Origin of the sequence: Nostoc sp. CALU 1950, from assembly GCF_051172895.1 — a bacterium.
GTDB classification, from domain to species: domain Bacteria; phylum Cyanobacteriota; class Cyanobacteriia; order Cyanobacteriales; family Nostocaceae; genus Nostoc; species Nostoc edaphicum_A.
Map to the genome: position 1 here is coordinate 85,100 of NZ_JBDNJQ010000007.1, position 21,063 is coordinate 106,162.

13 protein-coding genes are annotated in these 21,063 nt (G+C 46.3%); 3 read left to right on the forward strand and 10 right to left on the reverse strand.

From position 1 onward, the window contains the following. Positions 1 to 85 precede the first annotated feature (85 nt). The 5 genes from ABF638_RS03810 to ABF638_RS03830 all read right to left on the reverse strand — a co-directional run bounded on the left by ABF638_RS03810 (position 86) and on the right by ABF638_RS03830 (position 9,165). Positions 86 to 1,681, reverse strand: a complete 1,596-nt coding sequence (locus ABF638_RS03810; RefSeq protein ID WP_435020410.1) for a calcium-binding protein — start codon at positions 1,679 to 1,681, stop codon at positions 86 to 88. A gap of 508 nt (positions 1,682 to 2,189) precedes the next feature. Continuing rightward, positions 2,190 to 5,681 (reverse strand): FG-GAP-like repeat-containing protein, encoded by a 3,492-nt coding sequence (locus tag ABF638_RS03815; protein WP_435020412.1) that lies wholly within the window; start codon positions 5,679 to 5,681, stop codon positions 2,190 to 2,192. 97 nt (positions 5,682 to 5,778) lie between these two features. Then, positions 5,779 to 7,449, reverse strand: a complete 1,671-nt coding sequence (locus tag ABF638_RS03820) for a TIGR03032 family protein (protein WP_435020414.1) — start codon at positions 7,447 to 7,449, stop codon at positions 5,779 to 5,781. 140 nt (positions 7,450 to 7,589) lie between these two features. Further along, positions 7,590 to 8,096 carry a CAP family protein gene (locus ABF638_RS03825; RefSeq protein ID WP_435020416.1) on the reverse strand — a complete coding sequence of 169 codons (507 nt, stop codon included), beginning with the start codon at positions 8,094 to 8,096 and terminating at the stop codon, positions 7,590 to 7,592. Positions 8,097 to 8,328: 232 nt separating this feature from the next. Further along, positions 8,329 to 9,165, reverse strand: coding sequence for a sulfotransferase family protein (locus ABF638_RS03830; protein WP_435020418.1), 837 nt, complete (start codon positions 9,163 to 9,165; stop codon positions 8,329 to 8,331). Between the two features lie 391 nt (positions 9,166 to 9,556). Here ABF638_RS03830 and ABF638_RS03835 point away from each other — a divergent pair, with 391 nt between their 5' ends. Next, complete coding sequence (locus ABF638_RS03835) at positions 9,557 to 10,936, forward strand: histidine kinase (RefSeq protein WP_435020420.1); 1,380 nt, start codon at positions 9,557 to 9,559, stop codon at positions 10,934 to 10,936. A gap of 297 nt (positions 10,937 to 11,233) precedes the next feature. Next, positions 11,234 to 11,881: a response regulator gene (locus ABF638_RS03840; protein WP_435020422.1), complete on the forward strand. Its 648-nt coding sequence runs from the start codon at positions 11,234 to 11,236 to the stop codon at positions 11,879 to 11,881. Between the two features lie 709 nt (positions 11,882 to 12,590). On the opposite strand, the gene opcA is transcribed toward ABF638_RS03840, so the two are convergent. The 5 genes from opcA to ABF638_RS03865 form a co-directional block, all read right to left on the reverse strand. After that, positions 12,591 to 13,964, reverse strand: a complete 1,374-nt coding sequence (opcA, locus tag ABF638_RS03845) for a glucose-6-phosphate dehydrogenase assembly protein OpcA (RefSeq protein WP_435020424.1) — start codon at positions 13,962 to 13,964, stop codon at positions 12,591 to 12,593. 110 nt (positions 13,965 to 14,074) lie between these two features. Next, on the reverse strand, positions 14,075 to 15,604 hold the full coding sequence (zwf, locus tag ABF638_RS03850) for a glucose-6-phosphate dehydrogenase (protein ID WP_069073762.1): 1,530 nt from the start codon (positions 15,602 to 15,604) through the stop codon (positions 14,075 to 14,077). 140 nt (positions 15,605 to 15,744) lie between these two features. After that, entirely contained in the window at positions 15,745 to 16,890 is a 1,146-nt protein-coding gene (gene tal, locus ABF638_RS03855; RefSeq protein ID WP_435020427.1) for a transaldolase, read from the reverse strand. A 293-nt stretch (positions 16,891 to 17,183) separates the two neighbouring features. Continuing rightward, complete coding sequence (fbp, locus tag ABF638_RS03860; protein ID WP_181931171.1) at positions 17,184 to 18,233, reverse strand: class 1 fructose-bisphosphatase; 1,050 nt, start codon at positions 18,231 to 18,233, stop codon at positions 17,184 to 17,186. 254 nt (positions 18,234 to 18,487) lie between these two features. Further along, the gene (locus tag ABF638_RS03865; protein WP_435020429.1) at positions 18,488 to 19,582 is read right to left on the reverse strand and encodes a hybrid sensor histidine kinase/response regulator; all 1,095 of its coding nucleotides are present in this window, start codon (positions 19,580 to 19,582) and stop codon (positions 18,488 to 18,490) included. 547 nt (positions 19,583 to 20,129) lie between these two features. On the opposite strand from ABF638_RS03865, the gene ABF638_RS03870 reads away from it, so the two are divergent. Next, positions 20,130 to 20,849: a response regulator gene (locus tag ABF638_RS03870; protein WP_069073764.1), complete on the forward strand. Its 720-nt coding sequence runs from the start codon at positions 20,130 to 20,132 to the stop codon at positions 20,847 to 20,849. The last annotated feature ends 214 nt before the right edge of the window (positions 20,850 to 21,063 follow it).

The window sequence follows — 21,063 nt, forward strand, 5'->3', positions numbered from 1 at the left end:
CTGGTGAGAGTCGTGGTATTTATGCCAGTAAGTTTTATGGACGAAAACGCGATCGCATCACTAATCACCCAAAAAGGCTATAATCCTAGACCGTTAAGAAATCAGCAGATGTGAGGGTAGTGGTATTAATACCCGTCAGCGTTGCCAGGATTTCATTGCTGCTGGTAATAATGATGTTGCTGCCAGAGAAAGACAGAGCGCTAAAAGTCAGACCGCCGGACAGACCAATGTAATCGAGTCCATCGTTAAAATCGGTAATCGTATCAGTGCCGTCTAGGGCAGCGAAGATGAAAGTATCAGAAGCACTGCCACCAATTAAGATGTCGTTGCCAAGACCGCCAGTCAAATCATCCTTGCCGTTACCGCCATAGAGCGTATCATTGCCAGCACCGCCAGTGAGGATGTCTTTGCCGTTGGTGCTATCGTCGCTGTCGTCGCCGTGCAACAAATCGTTGCCGTCGCCACCGTTGAGGATGTCTTTGCCGTTGCCACCTGTTAAGGTGTCATCGCCACCATAGCCGTCGAGGGTGTCTTTGCCATTGCCACCACAGAGGCTATCATTGCCTGCTGTGCCGTTGAGCAAGTCGTCCCCGTTACCACCACAAAGGTTAGTCCCCACGGCGACGGTGACATTACCAGTGTCAGTGAGGCTGCCATCGCTGAGGGTGTAGTTAAAACTGGCATTACCACTAAATCCAGTCGTTGGGGTAAAAACAATAAAGTCATCTGCCGTGTTGCTGGCTGTACCGTTATTATTCAGGACTGCGGAACCGTTGGTAGCATTACTGACACCAGTGATGCTGAGGGGGTTGCTGTCGGGATCGGTATCGTTAGCTAACAGGGTACTTGCCGAGATGGTCACGGCAGTATTAAAGGCAGTGGTAGCACTGTCGGGGTTAGCGACGGGGGGTTGGTTGCTGGCAGTGATGTTAATTGTGCCGTAGACATTATCGTTATTGGTGGCTGTTTCTGCATCGGTTGCCGCATTGTTGCCACTAAAGGTAGGATTACCTACAGAATTGACGGTAGGAAGCACCGTAGGCATTCCCTGGTTATTGCCGTTGGGATTGGTGAGGGACTGCATGATGAAAATCCCTCCACCTAAGCCTTGACCACCTTGATAACCCGTCCCACCTGTAGCGGTGTTGTTGGTAAAGCTGGTGTCGCTGAGGGTTAAAGAGCCACTGCGGACGAAGATGCCGCCTCCGAATCCAGCACCGCCGCCGCCCAAGCCGCGGTCACCGCTGTAGCCGGGGTTGACGGACAAGCCGCGGCCACCGCCGAAGCCGCCGAAGCCGCCATTGAAACCTACGGCGCCACCGCCGCCACCGCCGTAGCCACCATCGCCGCCTACGGTGCCGGAGGGGGGAAAGTAGCCGCCGCCGTAGCCGCCGCCGCCGCCAAAGTCTCCGTTGCCGCCAGAATTGCCAGCACCGTCAGCACCGCCAGCACCACCAGAACTGCCAGCACCGCCAGGACCACTATAACTGCTGCCGTTGCCGCCTTGGGCTGTGTTATTACTAAAAGCGACATTAGTTAAGGAGACACTGCCATCATAGATAAACAAGCCGCCGCCCATTCCAGCGCCGCCGCCGCTACCATCGCCGCCTTTAGCCCGTCCGTTGGTGATAGTCAAGTCAGAAATCCCGACGGTTCCCGACTGGATGAATAGGGGGCGCACGTCGCCATTGTCGTTGATGCCGTTGTTATTGGCATCGCCGCTGATGCTGTAGCTGTTGCCCACAATAGTAATGTTGCTATTAATTTGGGTTTGCATTACCCCAGTCACACGCACATTATTATTGACGGTAATGGTGTCATCCCCTGCTAGTTGGTTCGCTTGGAGAATTGCATAACTGAAGGTGCCTGCGGTTAAGCCAGTGCCGTCATCAGTAGTTTGATTAACGATGAAGTTTGTCATTTGATTTTTTTCCTTTGTTTTAAGTCGTAGATAAGCAGTTATTTGTAGGACGCGTTATGCTTCTGGCTAATGCACTGTGACAAATGAGATTAAGATGGTGCTGTATTTCCATAACGCACCCTACAAATTCAGATGTTTAGAGGGTTTGTAGTAAGCACTTTAGTGCTTAGAAAATAACGACTAAAGTCCTTACTACAAAATTGCTTGTTGCAGGGCAATGCAACTAAGCAATTTGTAGAGTGGGCAAACATTTGCCCACCCAACACTCTTAAACAGAGATAAAATCGTTCTGTGTCAGCGTAGTGGTATTAAACCCACTCAGCACCGCTAGAGTTTGATTGCCTAAACTAATCTGATTGCCAGAGAAGGACAACTGATTGAAACTCAAGCCAGACAAGCCGATTTTATCGCCCTGACCTAAACTAAAGTCAGTAATCGTTTCCCGCCCTGCGGCTTTCTCCAACACAAAGATGTCGCTACCAGTCCCGCCAGTCAAGTTATCATCTCCCTTGTCACCGTCGAGGAAATCATTCCCCGCACCGCCGACAAGTAAATCTTGACCGTTACCACCAATTAGACTGTCGTTACCGTCACCGCCATAGAGTTTGTCATCACCGTTATCGCCTTCAAGACGGTCGTTATCAGCATCACCATAAAGTGTGTCTTGACCGTTACCGCCATAAAGTTGATCGTTGCCAGTACCGCCAAAGAGTAAATCATCACCATTGTCACCCACAAGGTTATCATTGCCAGCATTGCCGGAAATGGTATCTTGAGCGTTGAGTCCGTTAATGATGTCGTTGCCGGATGTGCCGTTGAGGTTATCGTTATTATTAGTACCGTTGAGGTTGACCCCAACTGCCACCGTTACCATTGCCAAGTCAGTGCCACCATTGCCATCGCTGACGGTATAGTTAAAGCTGCCATTGCCAGTGAAATTGACTGTGGGAGTAAAGACGACATTGCCACTGCCATTTAAGGTGACAGTACCGTTAACACCGTTACTCACAGCAGAGATGCTCAAAGTAGAACTGTCTACATCTGTATCGTTAGCTAACAACTCAGCAGCCAACAGAGTCAAAGGTGTATTTTGATTGGCGCTGGCAGAGTCATCACCTGCTACAGGTGCATCGTTGACGGGAGTTACCGTCAGGTTAAAAGTATCGTTAACACTAGCATTGCTGGTGTCAGTTGCGGTAACTTTGATGCTAACTGTGCCGTTATCTGCGTCATTGGGGGTGCCGCTAAAAATGCGGGTATTGGGGTTGAAGCTTAACCAACTAGGTAGGGCGTTGCCGTTAGCGAGGGTGGCAGTATAAGTTAAACTGTCACTAGCATCGACATCAGCAAAAGTATTAGTTGGAACGGTAAAGCTGAAGAAGCCATCTTCTAGGGTAGTTTGGTCTGCGATCGCATTTGCTACAGTTGGTGCATCGTTCACGCCGTTGATGGTAACGACAATATCTTGAGTGGCTGAACCGTCACGAGATTGTACTGTAAAGGTTTCAGCTTTGGTTTGGCCGGCACCCAAGAACTGCACCGCACTGTTAGCAACACTGTAGCTGTAGGCTCCCGCATCAGTGATACTCAAGCTACCAAGATTACCCATAGCTGATGTTACCGTGGTGTTGAATAGGCTTTCACCTGCATCTACATCGCTGACGGCGAGGGAACCTGTGGCAGTGAGGTCGGGGGTACTTGCATCTTCGGTAACTGCTGCTGTGGCTGTACCAGTAATAATCGCTGCATCATTCACACCGTTGATGGTAACGTTAACGGTAGCAGTATCCGTTCCGCCGTTGCCATCAGAGATAGTGTAATTGAAGCTTTCGCTGCTAGAGGTTCCTGCTGCTAAAGTGTCATAGCCGTTGTTGGGGTCAAAGCTAAAGGTGCCGTTGCTATTGACGGTTAATAAGCCATTACCCAGATTAATTGCCGTGCCAACGTTGCTGAGTTGACCATTGACTGCGGTAACGGTTAAGGGGTTGCTGTCAGGGTCGCTGTCGGGTGTGGTTGGGTTGGCGGCGAGAACGTTACCATTGAGTATAGTGTTTTCGTTCGTGCTTACAGCATCGTCAACAGCTACAGGAGGCAAATTAGCAGAGGCAGGCTGGTTCTCGTAGAACAATATATTGCCATTACTAATCCCCACAAAAGCATCGAGGTCGCCATCGCCATCGATATCGGCAAAGGTAGGCGCGGCAAAATACTCCACATCAGTCAGACCGAAGGGGTTGCTAGTGGGGGCGGCAAAGACAGGATTGGTGACACTGCCTGTGTTGCGGTAGAACAACGTATTGCCGTCAAAATTCCCCACAAAAGCATCGAGGTCGCCATCGCCATCGATATCGGCAAAGGTGGGCGAAGAATTATACCCCACATTAGTCAGACCGAAGTTGTTGGTAGTGGGAGCGGCAAAGACCGGATTGCTGGCACTGCCCGTGTTGCGGTAGAATAACGTATTGCCGCTTCCATTACCCACAAAAGCATCGAGGTCGCCATCGCCATCGATATCGGCTAAGGTAGGCGCGGCAACAGACCCCACATCAGTCAGACCGAAGGAGTTGGTAGTGGGGGCGGCAAAGACCGGATTGCTGGCACTGCCCGTGTTGCGGTAGAATAACGTATTGCCATTATTAATCCCCACAAAAGCATCGAGGTCGCCATCGCCATCGATATCGGCAAAGGTAGGCGCGGCAAAATACCCCACATCAGTCAGACCGAAGGAGTTGGTAGTGGGGGCTGCGAAAACCGGATTGCTGGCACTGCCCGTGTTGCGGTAGAACAATGTATTGCCGTTATAATCCCCCACAAAAGCATCGAGGTCGCCATCGCCATCGATATCGGCTAAGGTGGGCTTGGCAACATCCCCTCCATCAGTCAGACCGAAGGGGTTGGTAGTGGGGGGGAGGAAGTTGCTGACTATGGGAGGAGCAGGCTGGTTCTCGTAGAACAACGTATTGCCGCTTCCATTGCCCACAAAAGCATCGAGGTCGCCATCGCCATCGATATCGGCAAAGGTGGGCGCGGCAGAAAACCCCACATCAGTCAGACCGAAGTTGTTGGTAATGGGGGCGGCGAAGAGCAGATTGGTGGCACTGCCCGTGTTGCGGTAGAAAAACGTATTGCCGAAACTATCCCCCACAAAAGCATCGAGGTCGCCATCGCCATCGATATCGGCAAAGGTGGGCGCGGCATAAAACCCCACATTATTAATCAGACCGAAGTTGTTGGTAATGGGGGCGGCGAAGAGCGGATTGGTGGCACTGCCCGTGTTGCGGTAGAACAACGTATTGCCTTCAACATTTCCTACAAAAGCATCGAGGTCGCCATCGCCATCGATATCGGCTAAGGTGGGCGCGGCAGAGACCCCCACATCAGTCAGACCGAAGTCGTTGGTGGTGGGGGCGGCAAAGACCGGATTGGTGGCACTGCCCGTGTTGCGGTAGAACAACGTATTTCCGTCAAAATTCCCCACAAAAGCATCGAGGTCCCCATCGCCATCGATATCGGCAAAGGTGGGCCTGGCATTAAACCCCACATCAGTCAGACCGAAGTCGTTGGTAGTGGGGGCGGCGAAGAGCGGATTGGTGGCACTGCCCGTGTTGCGGTAGAACAACGTATTGCCGTCAAAATTCCCCACAAAAGCATCAAGGTCGCCATCGCCATCGATATCGGCAAAGGTGGGCGCGGTACGACTCCCCACATCAGTCAGACCGAAGGGGTTGGTAACAGAATTTAAAAAGTTCGGGTCAGTCATTGTTTTTTTCCTTTAAGTAAATGATTTGTTTGGGAATTAAAGACTGGGAAGACTTCCAATACGGTTCGGGGAAAGGGGAAAGGTTTTGAATGCATCCTTAAGTAATGGCTTTAAACACAGTTGAAACAGTTTCATTCTGCTGCTGCCATTGCCAGTTCAACTTTCGCAATAATGCATCCATTGCTGCATTTGTCAGGTCGCTAGTCTGATAAATTGCCTGCATTCGTTGGCAACCCTGGCGTGCCAGTTCTTGCTCTAAGTAATGCACCAAGTGCGTCCCCACTCCCTGCTGGCGATAGGATGGTACTACCAACAGGGAAATTAATTCTGCCGTTTGCTCACTGAGCCGTTCGGCAATAACCATGCCCACAATTTCCCCCATCACCGATGCCGAAATCCCGAACATTTCCCCCCGTTGCGACTGGGTGAGCCAACGCTGTTGCAGGCTAGGAAAGGTCAGCGCATTGTATGCGGCAACATTGGTGGGGTTGAGGTGATAGACGCGTTGGTATTTGATGGGGGAAGGGGGAAAGGGTAAGGGGGAAAGAGGAGAAACAGTTGTAGTCAGTTCTTCCTTCCTCCCCACCTCTCCTACCTCCCCTGCTCCCCCTGCCCCCTCCACCTCCACTTTAGGCAACCCCGCCACAGGCGCTTTCACCCCCATACTGGGACGTTTGACGGTGGGTTTGGTAATGACGATGCCGCTAGAGCCGGGAAAAGTAACCAGGCGTTCGATTTCATCTCCCTGTAACCCCAAGGCTTTGGGTTGACGTACCCCAGGCAGCACTACTACATCAAATAGTTCTTCGACTACGCCATCGAAACGCAGCCAATGGACGATTTCGCCATTACTAATGTCAATCACCATCAGTCCGCACTGGGCGACTTTGTTTTCTTGTGTCAATCTGGCTTCTAAGGCTAACCCGCTAAAGGGACGCGCCCGGAGTTTCGATAAACCCACCACTGCATATTTGTCCCAAAATGCCAACCCCCGCCCAAAACCAGGACAGAAGGTTAACGGCACAAATTGACCAGCTTCGATATACCCCAACTCCCCCGTGCCGGAATTGAGTAGCCACAACTTACCGCCATACCAACGCGGTGAGTGGGGCATGGATAACCCGGTGGCAATGATGTCGTTGGTTTGCACGTCGATGACAACCCCACCTTTGACGCGGTGGTCGCGCCATCCGGCAGCAGTGTCCGTGCTGCTACAGGCGGTGACGTAGGCTGGTTCACCGTCACGCATCGCTAACCCGTTGAGATGACAACGGTCTTCTGCCACCAATTTGGAGATAAAGGGCGGTTGCCACAGGGGAACAAAACTGTAGTCGTTGCTGATGGTGGCTAGACAACTAAAATCTGTGTTGACAAATATCAGTTTTTGTGATTTGTCTAAGACAACATCGTGGACATTGAGATCGCCAGTGGTGTAGGCGGTGCGGGGAATGTAAAGGCGATCTCTATCGACAAGCCGCTTTGCGTCTACGCTTTGTTGATAAATCTCCTCTGGTGCCAGACAATTATCAAAACGCCAAATTTGATAACGTGTGCTAACAAACAGACTGTTATTTATCCCATACATCCCCATTGGTTTGTCAAATAACCGCTCGTGTGCTGCGACTCTACCTTGCTGATTACAGCCGATAAAAAACAGGCGATTTGTTTGATAGGTAGTGAAGGCAAGGCTTACAAACTGGGTTTGCAGCCAAGGTACAAAGTCTGGTGAGCAGGTAATCTCTAATTTGGGCACAGTTAAAGGTGACATGGGCTTACTGCAAAGCAAAAACTAGAACTTGCTGACGCATGAATTTAAACTTGACAAAGTACTAAGGTTTCAGCACGTTATCAGGAAACTGCCCTTGCACATTCCCAGCAGGAGCATACTGGCAGACCACATAAAAGGCGTTATAATTTAGTACCTTGGATTGTTTCAGTGCCTTGTGCTGCACCACAGCCTAATTGCGTACTGCCTTTCCAGACTACTTGAGTAAAATGCCCGGTATCGCTAGAAAACCCTGGACTCTCGTACTTATAATCTTTAATTTCGCTGTACCAGTCTTCAGATGCTCCGTTGCCAAGTGTGGTTGGGTCTACGGTGCTTTCCGTGGTGTAAGAAGCGTATATGTTCTCTCCCACATTGTTGCGATTAGTACTGTGTTCAAACTGCCCAGTACTGGCAATGTTCTCAGCCCAAGCTTGAGCGCTGGTATTCAGGGAATCACTGATGGTGAGGTTAGGACTTTTATGTGTGGCTCGATAAGCGTTGTGTTTAGACACAGCGGCGCTACGTAACTTTGCTAAGTCAATAGATGTTTCTCCAAAAACTGAGTTATTGCTCATTACTCCTCCTGCGATCACAATGGTTAAAGCTGTAGCTGTTGTTAGAGTTAGAGTTGAAAATAATTTATTCATGGTTTTGTATATCTTGGGTTATGTTTTGCAGGTCAATGTATCAAAGTTGCAGGTCAATGTAACTTTGCTGTACTGACCTGCAACAAAGGTGCAGGTCAATGTATCAAAGTTGCTCTTTGATGCAACAAAGGTGCAAGTCAATACATCAAAGTTGCTCTTTGATGCAACAAAGGTGCAGGTCGATGTATCAAAGTTGCAGCTTGGTAGGAAAGAGGAACAATTTAAAACTTCATTACTTCACCGCTTCTAACGGCTGGGCGACAATTACATTTGCCAGACTATTGCTAGGGTTCTTCCAAAAAGACAACGCATCATACTGAGTAAATAAGTCCGGTGGTAAAATTGTCAGTCGCGGTTGAAACTCGACTTTGCGACGTACCTGATGTAGTCCCTTAGTATTCAGCCGATTATCAAATTCCTCAGCTTCGTATTCCACATTGGCAAAATCATGCTCAAAGGGTTTCTCTTGTAAAAATTGATAAATCAGCGATAGGGTTTTATCAGGTGCTTGAGTCAATAAGTCATAGTCCACCAAAAGCAAAGAGGCGCTGTATTCGCTATAGAATGCTTCTTTGAGAGCGTTATAAGCAAACCCCACTAACCGTCCCCCTTGACTTAAGGCTTCGGTGCGAGTGTAGACTGTCGAGCGTTCGCTAGCATTAAACATCCGCGACACATCAAAAGCATTTTTTCTAATCAGCCGTTCGATGCTATCCATAATCCAAGCGACATTCCGCACGCAGCAAATCACCTTTGAGCCAGGAAATAGCTCTTGAATTAGAGACAATTTGCTACACCACAGCCGATTAGTATCGAAGATCACCTCTTTTTCGGCTTGGGGTTCGTAAAATGTGGAAAATATAGTTAAGGTTAATGCCCGCTTTTGCTCAGGAGTGATAAAGACTGAATATTCATTCTCTTCACTCATCGCTTCTAGCATTCGGTTCACCAGACTACCAACAGGACTAGTCATGCTGGCATGAAATCGGGGGTTTTGTCGCAGTAAGGCTCCGAGTAAGGTGGAACCAGAACGAGGTAAGCCGGAGATAAAGTGGATTTTGGGAGTCATATTAGTTATAAAAAAGTTTTCATAGGATCTGGAAAACCTCGCTTCCATCCCTCTCGCCTACCGTATTGGTGCATAACCTTCTGCACCTGTGGGCTTTGATCGTAGACGCAAGGCGAACGCCTACGGCGGGCGGGTACGCCATCGCTAAAACTTTGCTTAATCATTGGCGTAATGAATTGTACAGCGATCGCCTTGATCAATGCATCGGATGGTTGTCCTATTTTTGACTAGGATCAATGACCTATAATGCACTAGGTCATTGATCCTATATATGTATAATTTTTGTTCTGTTTTCTGATTTGCAGAATCAACATTCATCTGCGTGAGTAGCAGTAAAGTACGGTGAAATTACTGCGTTATCTATAAAAAAAGTTTCTCATCAAATCGGGTAATGACTATTATTTCAAGCATTTTGGGTATATTTGCTGGCATTTGCCTATATGTTGGTCTATTACACCTGCTAATTGCTTCTGCGCGATTAAAATCTGCGCTGCACTTCTGGTTTGGGTTAACCTGCTTGCTGTGTGCTAGCTATATCTTGGCTCTTATAGCTAAATATAAAGTCACTGATGTAGAAGATTATATAAATGCCAGAAAGTTGGCATCTTCCTTAGGGTTTCTTTTTACAATTGCTTGTGTCTGGTTTGTGGCTTTATATACTAAATTTAAGCCAGTACGCCTACTGTTGGCACTGAATAGCCTCTACATCATCTGCATCTTAATTAACGAAGTTTCACCAACTGGGATTCTCTACTCGAAGATTAGCAGCTTATCAAGCATCTCTTTGCCTTGGGGCGAACCGATTACCCACCCAGAAGGTACACTCAATCCTCTATTCGGGTTCCAATTCTTAGGTATTATCAGTAATGTAGTTTTCGCTTTTTACGCCTGTTACCGTCAATATCAACGTGGCGAAAAGCAAGCTGCACTGATTTTGGGTTTAAGTCTGGCGATTTTTGTCGCAACTATTCAATACGATCGCCTAATGGATTTGGGAGTGTTCAAATCTCTATACCTCAGCGAATATGGATTTCTGTCCTTCGTGGTGATTATGAGTCTACGCCTGACGAAGGAGTTGATGCAAGCGGTGAAGCTACACGAACAATTGATTGAAAGCGAACGGCTACGCAAGATTGCTGTGGAACTGGAGCGAAATCGCCTTGCTCGTGACTTACACGATTCAGTATCGCAGACATTGTTTACTGTGGCAACAATTGCCGAAGCTTTGCCTAGAGTCTGGAAACGCAACCCAGAGACAGCCCAACAGGGATTAGAAGAACTTGCCCAATTGACACAAGGGGCGTTAGCAGAAATGCGGAATTTACTAGTTGAGTTGCGTCCTAATGGTTTGGTAGAGAAACCTTTAGGTGAATTGCTACACCAGTTAACCAAGGGAGTTCAAGGACGGGCAAGTTTACAAGTAATAACAACGGTGGAAGGGGAAAGCGATCGCTCTTTGTCTAATGAAGTGAAGCTTGTTTTCTACCGAATTACTCAAGAGGCACTAAATAATATTATTAAATATGCCAAAGCTTCGCTTGTATCAGTCAGCCTCCACGGTGATTCACAGGCAATAGTCTTGCGTATTAGCGATAATGGCTGTGGTTTTGACTCCAACAAAATACCATCTGGTCATCTGGGCATAGCAATTATGAAAGAACGAGCTAAGTCCATTGGCGCTATTTTTTATTTGTCAAGCTATCCAGGGAAGGGGACTGAGATTGTCCTGAGTTGGTCAATCGCTATCAATAAAATAGGGAGTGGGGAGTAGAAAATTAGGCGTTAAGCATTGGGCATAAATAAAGTTAACTATTAAAAGCGTGATTTGTTCTTTTTTATTGCTTATTGGTAAGGGCTTTAGACGTATTTGCTTTTTGTAATATAGTTATGTTTATTTCAACCGACTTACTGAGAAAAGACAAGCTTATATATAATGTAAGATTTTTCCGTGATTGACTGGCGATAAATAAAAAATTAAAGATTAAGAATCTCACATATAAATACTGAAAATGGAAGAATAATGTAATGTAAATGTATTAAAAATAGTTTTAATATCCCGGATTTATATATGGAAAAAGATAAATCATTGAAGCCAATTCGGGTGATTACTGTTGACGATCATGAAATCCTGCGGGGAGGTATTAAATTTGTCTTACTGGCGTTTGATGACATTGAATTAGTGGGTGAAGCGCGTAATGCAGATGAAGCAGTACATTTGTGCGAACAGTTGCAACCAGATGTAGTGTTAATGGATTTGATGATGGTGGGAATGAATGGGGCAGAAGCAACAAGAGCTATCCGCAAAAAATACCCAGAAATTCAAGTTTTAATTTTGACGAGTTTTCTAGCGAATGACTTGGTACAACAAGCAATGCAAGCCGGAGCTATTGGCTACCTGCTCAAGGGTATCTCGATTGATGAGTTGGCGGATGCCATACGAGCCGCTGCGATCGGTCGGTCGATGTTAGCAGCAGAGGTGATTCAGGCATTGATGCAACCAAACAAACTATCATCCCAACCTGTCTATGAACTGAGCAAACGCCAGGGAGAGGTTTTAGCACTGCTGGCTTTAGGATTGAGTAATGAAGCGATCGCTCAACGAATGAAATTGAGTCCTTCTACCATCAGGCATCATGTCAGCCAGGTACTAAATAAGTTAGGAGTAACAAACCGCACCGAGGCTGCAACTACAGCAGTGCGAGTCGGATGTGTTTAGTATTGGTGAATCAACTTAGTTACTTTTGAATATTTTATATTGCAAAGTTTTAAGATAATTGATTTTAACAAGAGTAGTAGCGATACCTACGCTGGGCTACGCCAACGCTACTACTCTTGTCACGCCAATAGGCTAATTAATTTTTGCAGGTCGATGCATCAAAGTTGCAGCCTAGTAGGGGGCAATAGCTCTCGGTTAAGGCAAGAGACGCGATAACTCAGGACTTTGGTATCTCAATACAGTTCAGATAAGACCAAAACACTTGTAGAGACGGCGATTTATCGCGTCTCAAAAACCAAGGAAAATAAAAAAACCCTCCAGATTATTGAAATATCCAAAAATCTGAAGAGTTTGTGTTTGATTTTCGCATTTGGTAACTCGTAGCCCAAAGTGAGAGGCTGCCAACGCGGAGCGTCTCATAGAGAAGGGGGTTTCCCCCATGAGTGACTAACAATAGCGCAGCGTTAGCGAGTCTTATCTACAACAGGCTACGCCAGCGTCTCCGTTAGGAGAGGGGTCAGGATTTTAGTCCTTGACTTGAGCGTTTTAGCGCTCACTACAAAGCAAGCATTGTTTTCTTGTCAGAGTACTAGTGGTCTGTCCCATTAATTTTGCAAGGTTTGTAGTAAGCACTTAAGTGCTTAAAAATACAGGACTAAAGTCCTTACTACAAACTTTTATAACCCTTCAGAACTAATGGGACAGAGTACTAGTTTGTTTCCAATTTGAAAATACTCGCTGTCACTCCCAGGCTTTCTTCAAAAAGTGATTCGCGTCCCCAACGTTGTACCTGCTGACTCAGCAATGCTTCCGCCTTTTGTTCCGAAAGTGAAGTCACCTGTTGAAACAGACCGGCAGATTGGGCGCCACCGTGGGTTTCCATCCGCATACAGCCACCAGTTTCCGAGCAAATTACAGTACCAGAGTCTGCCTTCGGATTTGTCGAACTGAGGCGCAAGGCAATCAAGTCGCCAGCAATCTCACCTACATCAGCAAGGGGAACACCCGCTAATTCGGTTTCTACTTGCCGTTGGTCTTGGGCAATAAAACGAATGCGAGTGATGTCATAATCTCCCGTTTCCTTTTGATATGAAACTGGCTGCCATTCTAGACGACTTGCCAGCCAACCCAAAAACAGCAAAGCTTGGGCGGGGTTGCCTTTTTCGTAATCAATAGTTACTCGGTCAACTTCTCTGAGGGCCGCCCGACGGTGAGGTGAGTCGTAGGCTTCAGCTGTCAATTCCTGCCATGCTGAGAGGCGACGCCAGTTGAGGTCAGCCAGAGGAACACCACTTTCCACCAATTCTTGGAGGCGCAGTAAATCACTTTCTGGCTCGTTAAAGCGGCAAGAATCCACAATTACATTATTACAAACTGCTGCCAGCCGCTTGAATAGAGTGTTGTTGGGGACTGGAGTTGCTTTCCACCAAAGAAACTTTGGTAAGCCGCCAATTAACAATGCTGGAATCATGCCACCTATGCGTTCCAAGGCAGCAGCAGTTCCACTAAGAGTTATGTATTCGCAGCAAATTAGTGTACTTGACGATTGCTTTTGGATGGGGCAATAGGCAGAAACTTGAGCCTTGACTCCTTCATCTTCGCCAGCAATGGGAAACAGCGCAATAATCCGGCAAGGGTTGCGGAGGGCGATTTCATCGGCAATTCTGGGGCTTGGGGCATTTAAGCTGGGAAGTTCAATAGAACCATTATCCCCACCAGCCCCGTTTCCTTGACGTTTGACGAATTCTTCTCTCAAGATAGCCAAAGTTTCAGGTGTTGCTGTGCCAGTATCTGGCAGTCCATATTTTGTCTGCACTTGCCGCAAAGCAGCTACCATCTGAGGCCCTAAAATTCCGTCAAGCGGGCCGTTGTAAAATCCCAAACTAGCCAAAAGATATTGGGTTTCTTCTGGTTCGTAAACCACTAAGGTAAATGTCGTGGCCCGAGTCGCAGCAGGAAGTCCCCCGTCCTCGCCGGTAATGCCGTAACTTTGCCAAATTTGATTAAGTTCCGCTTCTATTTCATTAAGCGAAATATCTTTTGGCGCCTGAAGTGAAAAAATTGTAGAAGCTTGGGGAGCCATAGGAAGTTTTGGATTTTGGATTTTGGATTTTGGATTTTGTCATTTGTCATTTGTCATCTGTCATTTGTGTTTTTACTAGTGACTAATGACCAATGACTAATGACTAATATTTAAAGTCTGCGCCAGCGACGGCCATCTTGGTTAATTAACAATTCTGCTTCCGCTGGTTCCCAGGTACCGGCTTCATACTGGGGAATAGTATTTGCGTCAGCGGGTGCATCCCAAACGGAAAGGGCTGGTGTTACTACCTGCCAAGCTGCTTCTACTTCGTCTGCGCGAGTGAACAATGTTTGATCGCCCATCATACAATCAAGGAATAAGCGATCGTAGGCATCGGATGTTGCTTGGATGCCAAAGGAACCATAACTAAAGTCCATATCAACGGAACGGGTACGGAATTCTGCCCCTGGCATTTTGACATCAAAACGCAGGGAAATACCTTCATTTGGCTGAATCCGCATCGTCAAAATGTTGGCGTTTGTCTGTTGGGCAGCCGATTGGAACATCCGAGACGGAACTTCGCGGAAGTGAATGGCAATCTCACTGACTTTTTTCGGCATCCGCTTTCCGGTACGCAAGTAGAAAGGAACACCTTTCCAACGCCAGTTATCCACCAAAAACTTCATTGCGACGTAGGTGGGTGTGGTGGAGTTGGGATCAACGCCTGGTTCTACTCGATACCCTGGCACTGCTTGACCTTTCATCCAGCCAGCACTATATTGACCACGGACTGCTGACCGCGACAGATTGTGAACATCAGCTAAACGAGTAGCTTGGAGTACCTTCACTTTTTCTGTGCGGATGCTGTCGGCATCCATTGCGTTGGGTGCTTCCATCGCCGTTAGGCAGTAAAGTTGCATGAGGTGATTTTGCAACATATCCCGTAGTGCGCCGGCGCTTTCATAGTAACCAGCCCGGTCTTCTACTCCCACGGTTTCTGCCACGGTAATTTGCACGTGGTCAACAAATTGACGATTCCACAACGGCTCAAAAATCGCATTGGCAAAGCGAAACACCAGCAAATTCTGGACTGTTTCTTTACCCAAGTAGTGGTCAATCCGGTATACTTGGTTTTCTTTACAATATTTCTGTACCACTTGGTTAAGACTCTGGGCAGAAGCCAAGTCCCGACCAAAGGGTTTTTCAACTACTAGACGATGTTTGTAGGGATCTTCTAGCATCCCGGCGCTTCCTAGCTGCTTAATCGCTTCGGGAAAGAATGAGGGAGCAACTGAGAGGTAGAACATGCGATTACCTCGCGTGCCCCGTTTTTCGTCTAATTCACTCAATAAGTTTTTTAGTTTCTGATAGCCTTCGGGGTTGTCTATATCCCCAGGACTGTAAAACAGACCTTGAGAGAAGTCTTGCCAGAGTTCCCCTAAATCGACATCAGGATGCGCCTCTTCCATGCCCTTTTGCATTTGTTCACGGAAGTACTCGTGGCTCCATTCTCGACGTGCCACACCGACAATTGTCGTTTCTGGGGGAATACGCCGTTCTCGCCGCAATTTGTAAAGCGCTGGCACTAGTTTGCGCCAGGTGAGATCACCAGAAGCGCCAAAAATGACTATAATCTGGGGTTCAGGCATCCCTTGTTGTTGCAGACCAACGCGCAAGGGATTTTCTAGCAGACTAACCATAACAATTTTGGATTTTGGATTTTGGGTTTTGGATTGGGGATTAGGGACTGGGTATTGGGTATTGGGTATTGGGTATTAGGAAAATTGTTTACCAGTCCCTAGTCCCCAGTCCCCAGTCCCCAGTCCCCAGTCACTAGTCCCTACACTGGTGACAATACCTTGATCTTGTCTTCTAAAGAGTTCATCAAGGACTGGAAGGGCTGGATGAACTTGTCAATACCATCGACTAACAGTTCATCCATTACGTTATCGAGATCGATGTTGATGTCGGGATCTTTGAGGTTTTCGATCAGCGTGTAAGCATTATCTAAATCTGTTTCTAAGCGATCGCTTACGTTACAATGATCGGCACAAGCTTTAATGGTCGCTGGTGGTACGGTGTTGACAGTATCATGACCAATCAACTCTTCGATATACATCACGTCTCTGTAGTTGGGGTCTTTGGTACTGGTGCTAGCCCAAAGTAGCCGTTGTACTGTGGCTCCTTTTGCTGCCAAATCTTGCCAACGCTCGCTTCTAATGATTTTCTTGTATTCTTGATACGCAATCTTAGCGTTAGCGATCGCTACTTTCCCTTTAACAGCTCTTAGCTTTGCTTCCACGGAAATATCATCAACGCCTTTTTTCAACTTAGCATCAATCTTGCCATCAATGTTGCTATCGATCCGGCTGAGGAAGAAACTAGCAACTGATGCAATTTTACTAATGTCCTTACCTTCAGCCACCCGTTTTTCTAAGCCACGAATATAAGCCAAAGCTGTGTTGATATAGCTTTCTACAGAAAACAGCAGCGTAATATTAACATTCATCCCTTCGGCTATTACCTGTTCTACTGCTGGCAAACCAGGTTCTGTACCAGGAATTTTAATCATCAGATTTTCCCGACCAATTTCTTGGAAATAGCGGCGGGCTTCGGTTATGGTTGCTTCAGTATCATGGGCAATGGTTGGCGGGACTTCAATACTCACATAACCATCTAGTCTATCCGAGGCTTCATAAACAGGGCGTAAAATATCACAGGCATTACGGATATCTTTAAAAACTAGGGATTCGTAAATTTTGTATGTCGGTAAGCCAGCCCGAACTCCGGCTTCGATATCGGCATCATAAATAACGTTACCAGCGATCGCTTTTTCAAAGATAGCTGGGTTAGAAGTTATCCCAGATATACCTTGATTTTCCACCAGGTCTTTGAGTTCGCCTGATTGAATAATGTCACGGGTCAAATTATCCATCCAGATACTTTGACCGTATTGCTTAATTTCTAGTAGATGATTGGTAGACATAGCTAGTTTATTTCACTCCTGTATTGTGATGCTTCTAAGTAAAGTTGGCAAAACGCATCAAATTATTGATGGTTACTTTTGAATTGTGGCGTTGCCAATCACTTATTACATCGGCCAGCTGAGATAATCCTTAATTGATCTTCAAAAAGCGCTATTTTGCATCCCCAATCCTAAATCACCATGATTAACGTTTAATTAATGGCAGATGAGAGTACAGCATAGAGAAAATGAGTCACCCTTATAAAACGTCTAAGACCCTTACGTAACAGTAATTACGAATTACGAATTGTCTTCTAGTGTCCGTTTTGAATAAAAGATTCCACCTTTGCGACATCCTCTTTGCTACCAATAATTAAAGGCGTGCGTTGATGCAGTTTTTTTGGCACCACATCCAAGATATTTACCAGTCCTGTAGTCGCACGACCACCTGCTTGCTCAATCAAAAAGGCGAGAGGAGCGGTTTCATAAAGCAAGCGTAATTTCCCTTCTGGGTTTTGAATTGTCCCTGGGTAGAGAAACACACCGCCTTGAACCAAAATTCTATGGATGTCGCTAACCATTGCGCCGCTATAACGAGCGCTGTAGCCTTCTGTGCGATGAACGTAGCGGATGTATTCTCGAATCGATTCTTCCCACTGCCAGAAGTTACCTTCGTTCACGCTGTAAACAGAACCATGTTTAGGAATCTGAATATTCTCTTCTGTGAGAATAAACTCTCCTAAGCTGGGATCGAGGACAAAGGAATGAACGCCCTTACCTATAGTATAAACCAACATCGTGCAGGGACCATACAGGATGTATCCAGCAGCAAGCTGCTTACGTCCGTTGGTGAGGAGGTCAGTTGCTTTACCATCGCTATCAGTTCCTTCTTGCTGGCGAATGGCGAAAATGGAACCTAAGCTGAGATTGTTATCAGTGTTAGATGAGCCATCAATTGGGTCATACAGCAGGGTATAGCGACCAATGGGGCAATTTTCGGGGATGTAATAGGGATTTTCCATTTCCTCAGAAGCGAGGCGACAGACTAAGCCGCTTTGCTTAAACACTGAGATAAATACATCATTGGCGTAGACATCCATCTTTTTGACGGATTCGCCTTGGACATTAACTTCTCCAGTAAATCCGAGAACACCTTCCATTAAACCAGCGCGACTCATGCGCCGAGCAACCAGTTTGCCGGCCAAGGCGATGCGATTCATCAGCGCACTTAAATCTTGTGCATCTGGCGAAAAACTCTGAAGTTGTTGGAGGACGTGACGGGATAAGGTTGTACAATCACGATCTAAGGCTCTGTCTGTAATTTCATTGATAGGCGATTCTAAGGATTCTGGCGTTTTAGCCATTTTTATGTTCTCCGCAGCCACTAGCTGTTAGTTGGGTTTTAGTCGTGTATGGCAACTTATAGTTGCTGCTTCTATCTTAGAAAGGTAATTTGATAACTTAGATGCGACTTTAGATAAACTAAAGAAATGAATCTTTATTTTAGAGAGCGATTCTCCTAAAACGTTACTCATCTCTAGAAAGTTCAACCCACGACTTTGCTCATCAGGATTTCTCCTCTTTAGCCAAGACGAGATTTTTCTATGAATCCCCACTTTTAGTTTTCGCCAGCTATAGGTAGACGGATAGTGAATGTACTACCCTGCCCTGGTTCAGATATGACATCGATTGTGCCTTGATGTGCTTCGATAATGTAGCGAGATAGATATAGTCCCAAACCACTACCAGAACGTTGGTGTTTCCCTTGACGAAATCGCTCGAATAATCTTGCCTGATCTGGTTTAGAAATTCCTGGCCCCGTATCTTGGATATCAATAGTCACATCTGCCGGAGTGAGATAGCAGTGAATATCTACAGAGCCTTTGTCTGTAAATTTGATAGCATTACCGATGAGATTTGTCAATACTCGTCGCAGTTCTACGCGATCGCCCATGATGGTGATTGCAGTTTCATCTCGATCAATATTTACAGCTAATCCTTTTTCTTCAGCTAAGGGAGTTAATTCTAGGGAAACTTCACTAACTAATTCCTGAATATTGCAGGGAGAAATTTTTAAGGTTTTACAGCCTGCTTCATGACGATAAACTTCTAGCAAGGTATTTACCATTTCCAGCAGGTCTTGATTGCTGCCGATCATGGTATCAATTATTTCTTGCAATTGTGGCGAAACTTCGCAAAATCTGCCTTCCAGCAATAATTTTAATACGCGGTTGGAGGCTACCAGCGGTATACGTAAATCGTGAGTAAAACGCGAGACAAAATCTGCTCGGAGGTTAGCCATCTGATCTCGTTCGTCGATACTATGTTTGAGGCGCAGGAGCGATCGCACCCGTGCATGTAGTTCATCAGGATCAAATGGTTTGCGAATGAAGTCATCTGCACCAGCATCGAGTCCTTCCACAACGCTAGACTGATAGTGAGCCGTGAGCAGCAGAATGGGGATAAATGGCAACGCCTGATTCTGTCGGACGCGGCGAGTAAATTCATAGCCATCGATCTCCGGCATCATCACATCTAAGAGAATTATGTCTGGGAGTAACTCCTCAACCATAGCCAGAGCAATTTTGCTATCTTCCACCAAGCTAATTTCATAGTCCTCATCTTCTAGGACTGCTTCTAACACCAGTAGATTGTCAAAAACATCATCGACAACGAGAATTTTATCTTTTTTGACAGTTTTAGTTAAAGACATGGCTAAATAAAAAAAAGAAGTGCTTGGCTATCGCTAGCAAATCTAGTAATAGCTTACTTCACCAGCGCTGAGATGATTAAGGATTCACATTTTCCTTTAAAGTTTCCCAAGTTTAATCTCTTTTTAAGTAATTAAACGTATACGTTATTGCAATATGCAGCACATAGCAATGTTGATTGCCTTTGGAGACATCGACCTCTGCGTGCTGGATAAATTCCTCCAAGTAAGTAGAGTCATGGAAAGAGAAAAACCAAGAAGTAATTATTGGAATCCTATTGGGTATCTTCCGTGGGAGGATGTCAGGGGATAAGGTTATGGCGTTAATTACATGAGGTATATCATAGTCTTCTCCTCTTGCTAAGGTGAAGGGGTTGGGGGTGGGGTTTTTGTACCTAACTCAAGCAAGAACTGCCATATTTATGTCTAATGGTAGATGAAGTTCAGGGAACAATACCAAAGGCATTGCTTTTTGTATAAGATACCGAATAGAAGAACGAGATTATTTTAATCTGTACTTTGAGATAAATAACAGTAAAGTTAAGCAACTATGAGTGAAATCAAGATCCTTGTGATTGAAGATCACAACCTGACAAGAATCGGTTTACGATCTGCCTTACAAACCCAGCCAGAGTTTAACATTGTTGGTGAAGCAGCCAATGCAACTGATGGCATCAAGCTTCTGAAAAGTCTCAAGCCGGATGTTGCTACTATTGACATTGGTTTGCCTGACATGGATGGTATTGAGCTAACACGCACATTTAGGCAATACCAAGCAGAGAATGAAGACTATACAACAAAGCTGCTAATTTTAACGATGCAGAATAGTGAACAGGCAGTTTTAGCAGCGTTTGCAGCAGGTGCAGATTCTTATTGCATGAAGGATATCGAAACTGAGAAACTAGTAGAGGCTGTGCAAACAACATACTCAGGTAGCTCGTGGATTGATCCAGCGATCGCAGACCTTGTACTACAACAAATACGTCAAGATTTCCCCGATGGCAGCAGAGGTGCCTCTGGAAAAAGAGTCTTGATTGAAGGTATTGACCCAGATACTGAGAAAAGTATAGTCAGCTATCCTTTAACTCACAGAGAAATGGATGTTTTAGAGTTGATTGTCGCTGGCTGTGATAATGCAGAAATTGCCAAAAGACTCTATTTAACAGTCGGTACTGTCAAAACTCATGTTCGAGGTATTCTCAATAAACTCTGTGTTGCTGACCGTACACAGGCTGCTGTCCGTGCTTTGCGGGCTGGATTAGTCCCGTGAGCAATTCAGAAGGCAGGAGGCAGGAGGCAGAAGGCAGGAGGCAGAAGGCAGGAGGCAGGAGGCAGAAGGCAGGAGGCAGAAGGCAGGAGGCAGAAGGCAGGAGGCAGAAGGGAACCCATGTTTAAAAAGGTGGGATTGAAGTAAGGACGCCAAGTTTTCTCGTGCTAGGCATCTCGACACAATTTTTTTTATACTAGTGGGCTGCTAGACCCAC

Bases quoted from the DNA above. Each gene is read 5' to 3' on its own strand.
- zwf (WP_069073762.1), bottom strand. From the start codon at position 15,604: ATGGTTAGTCTGCTAGAAAATCCCTTGCGCGTTGGTCTGCAACAACAA.
- tal (WP_435020427.1), bottom strand. From the start codon at position 16,890: ATGTCTACCAATCATCTACTAGAAATTAAGCAATACGGTCAAAGTATC.
- ABF638_RS03835 (WP_435020420.1), top strand. From the start codon at position 9,557: ATGACTATTATTTCAAGCATTTTGGGTATATTTGCTGGCATTTGCCTA.
- ABF638_RS03820 (WP_435020414.1), bottom strand. From the start codon at position 7,449: ATGTCACCTTTAACTGTGCCCAAATTAGAGATTACCTGCTCACCAGAC.
- ABF638_RS03870 (WP_069073764.1), top strand. From the start codon at position 20,130: ATGAGTGAAATCAAGATCCTTGTGATTGAAGATCACAACCTGACAAGA.
- ABF638_RS03840 (WP_435020422.1), top strand. From the start codon at position 11,234: ATGGAAAAAGATAAATCATTGAAGCCAATTCGGGTGATTACTGTTGAC.
- ABF638_RS03865 (WP_435020429.1), bottom strand. From the start codon at position 19,582: ATGTCTTTAACTAAAACTGTCAAAAAAGATAAAATTCTCGTTGTCGAT.
- ABF638_RS03830 (WP_435020418.1), bottom strand. From the start codon at position 9,165: ATGACTCCCAAAATCCACTTTATCTCCGGCTTACCTCGTTCTGGTTCC.
- ABF638_RS03815 (WP_435020412.1), bottom strand. From the start codon at position 5,681: ATGACTGACCCGAACTTTTTAAATTCTGTTACCAACCCCTTCGGTCTG.
- ABF638_RS03825 (WP_435020416.1), bottom strand. From the start codon at position 8,096: ATGAATAAATTATTTTCAACTCTAACTCTAACAACAGCTACAGCTTTA.
- fbp (WP_181931171.1), bottom strand. From the start codon at position 18,233: ATGGCTAAAACGCCAGAATCCTTAGAATCGCCTATCAATGAAATTACA.
- opcA (WP_435020424.1), bottom strand. From the start codon at position 13,964: ATGGCTCCCCAAGCTTCTACAATTTTTTCACTTCAGGCGCCAAAAGAT.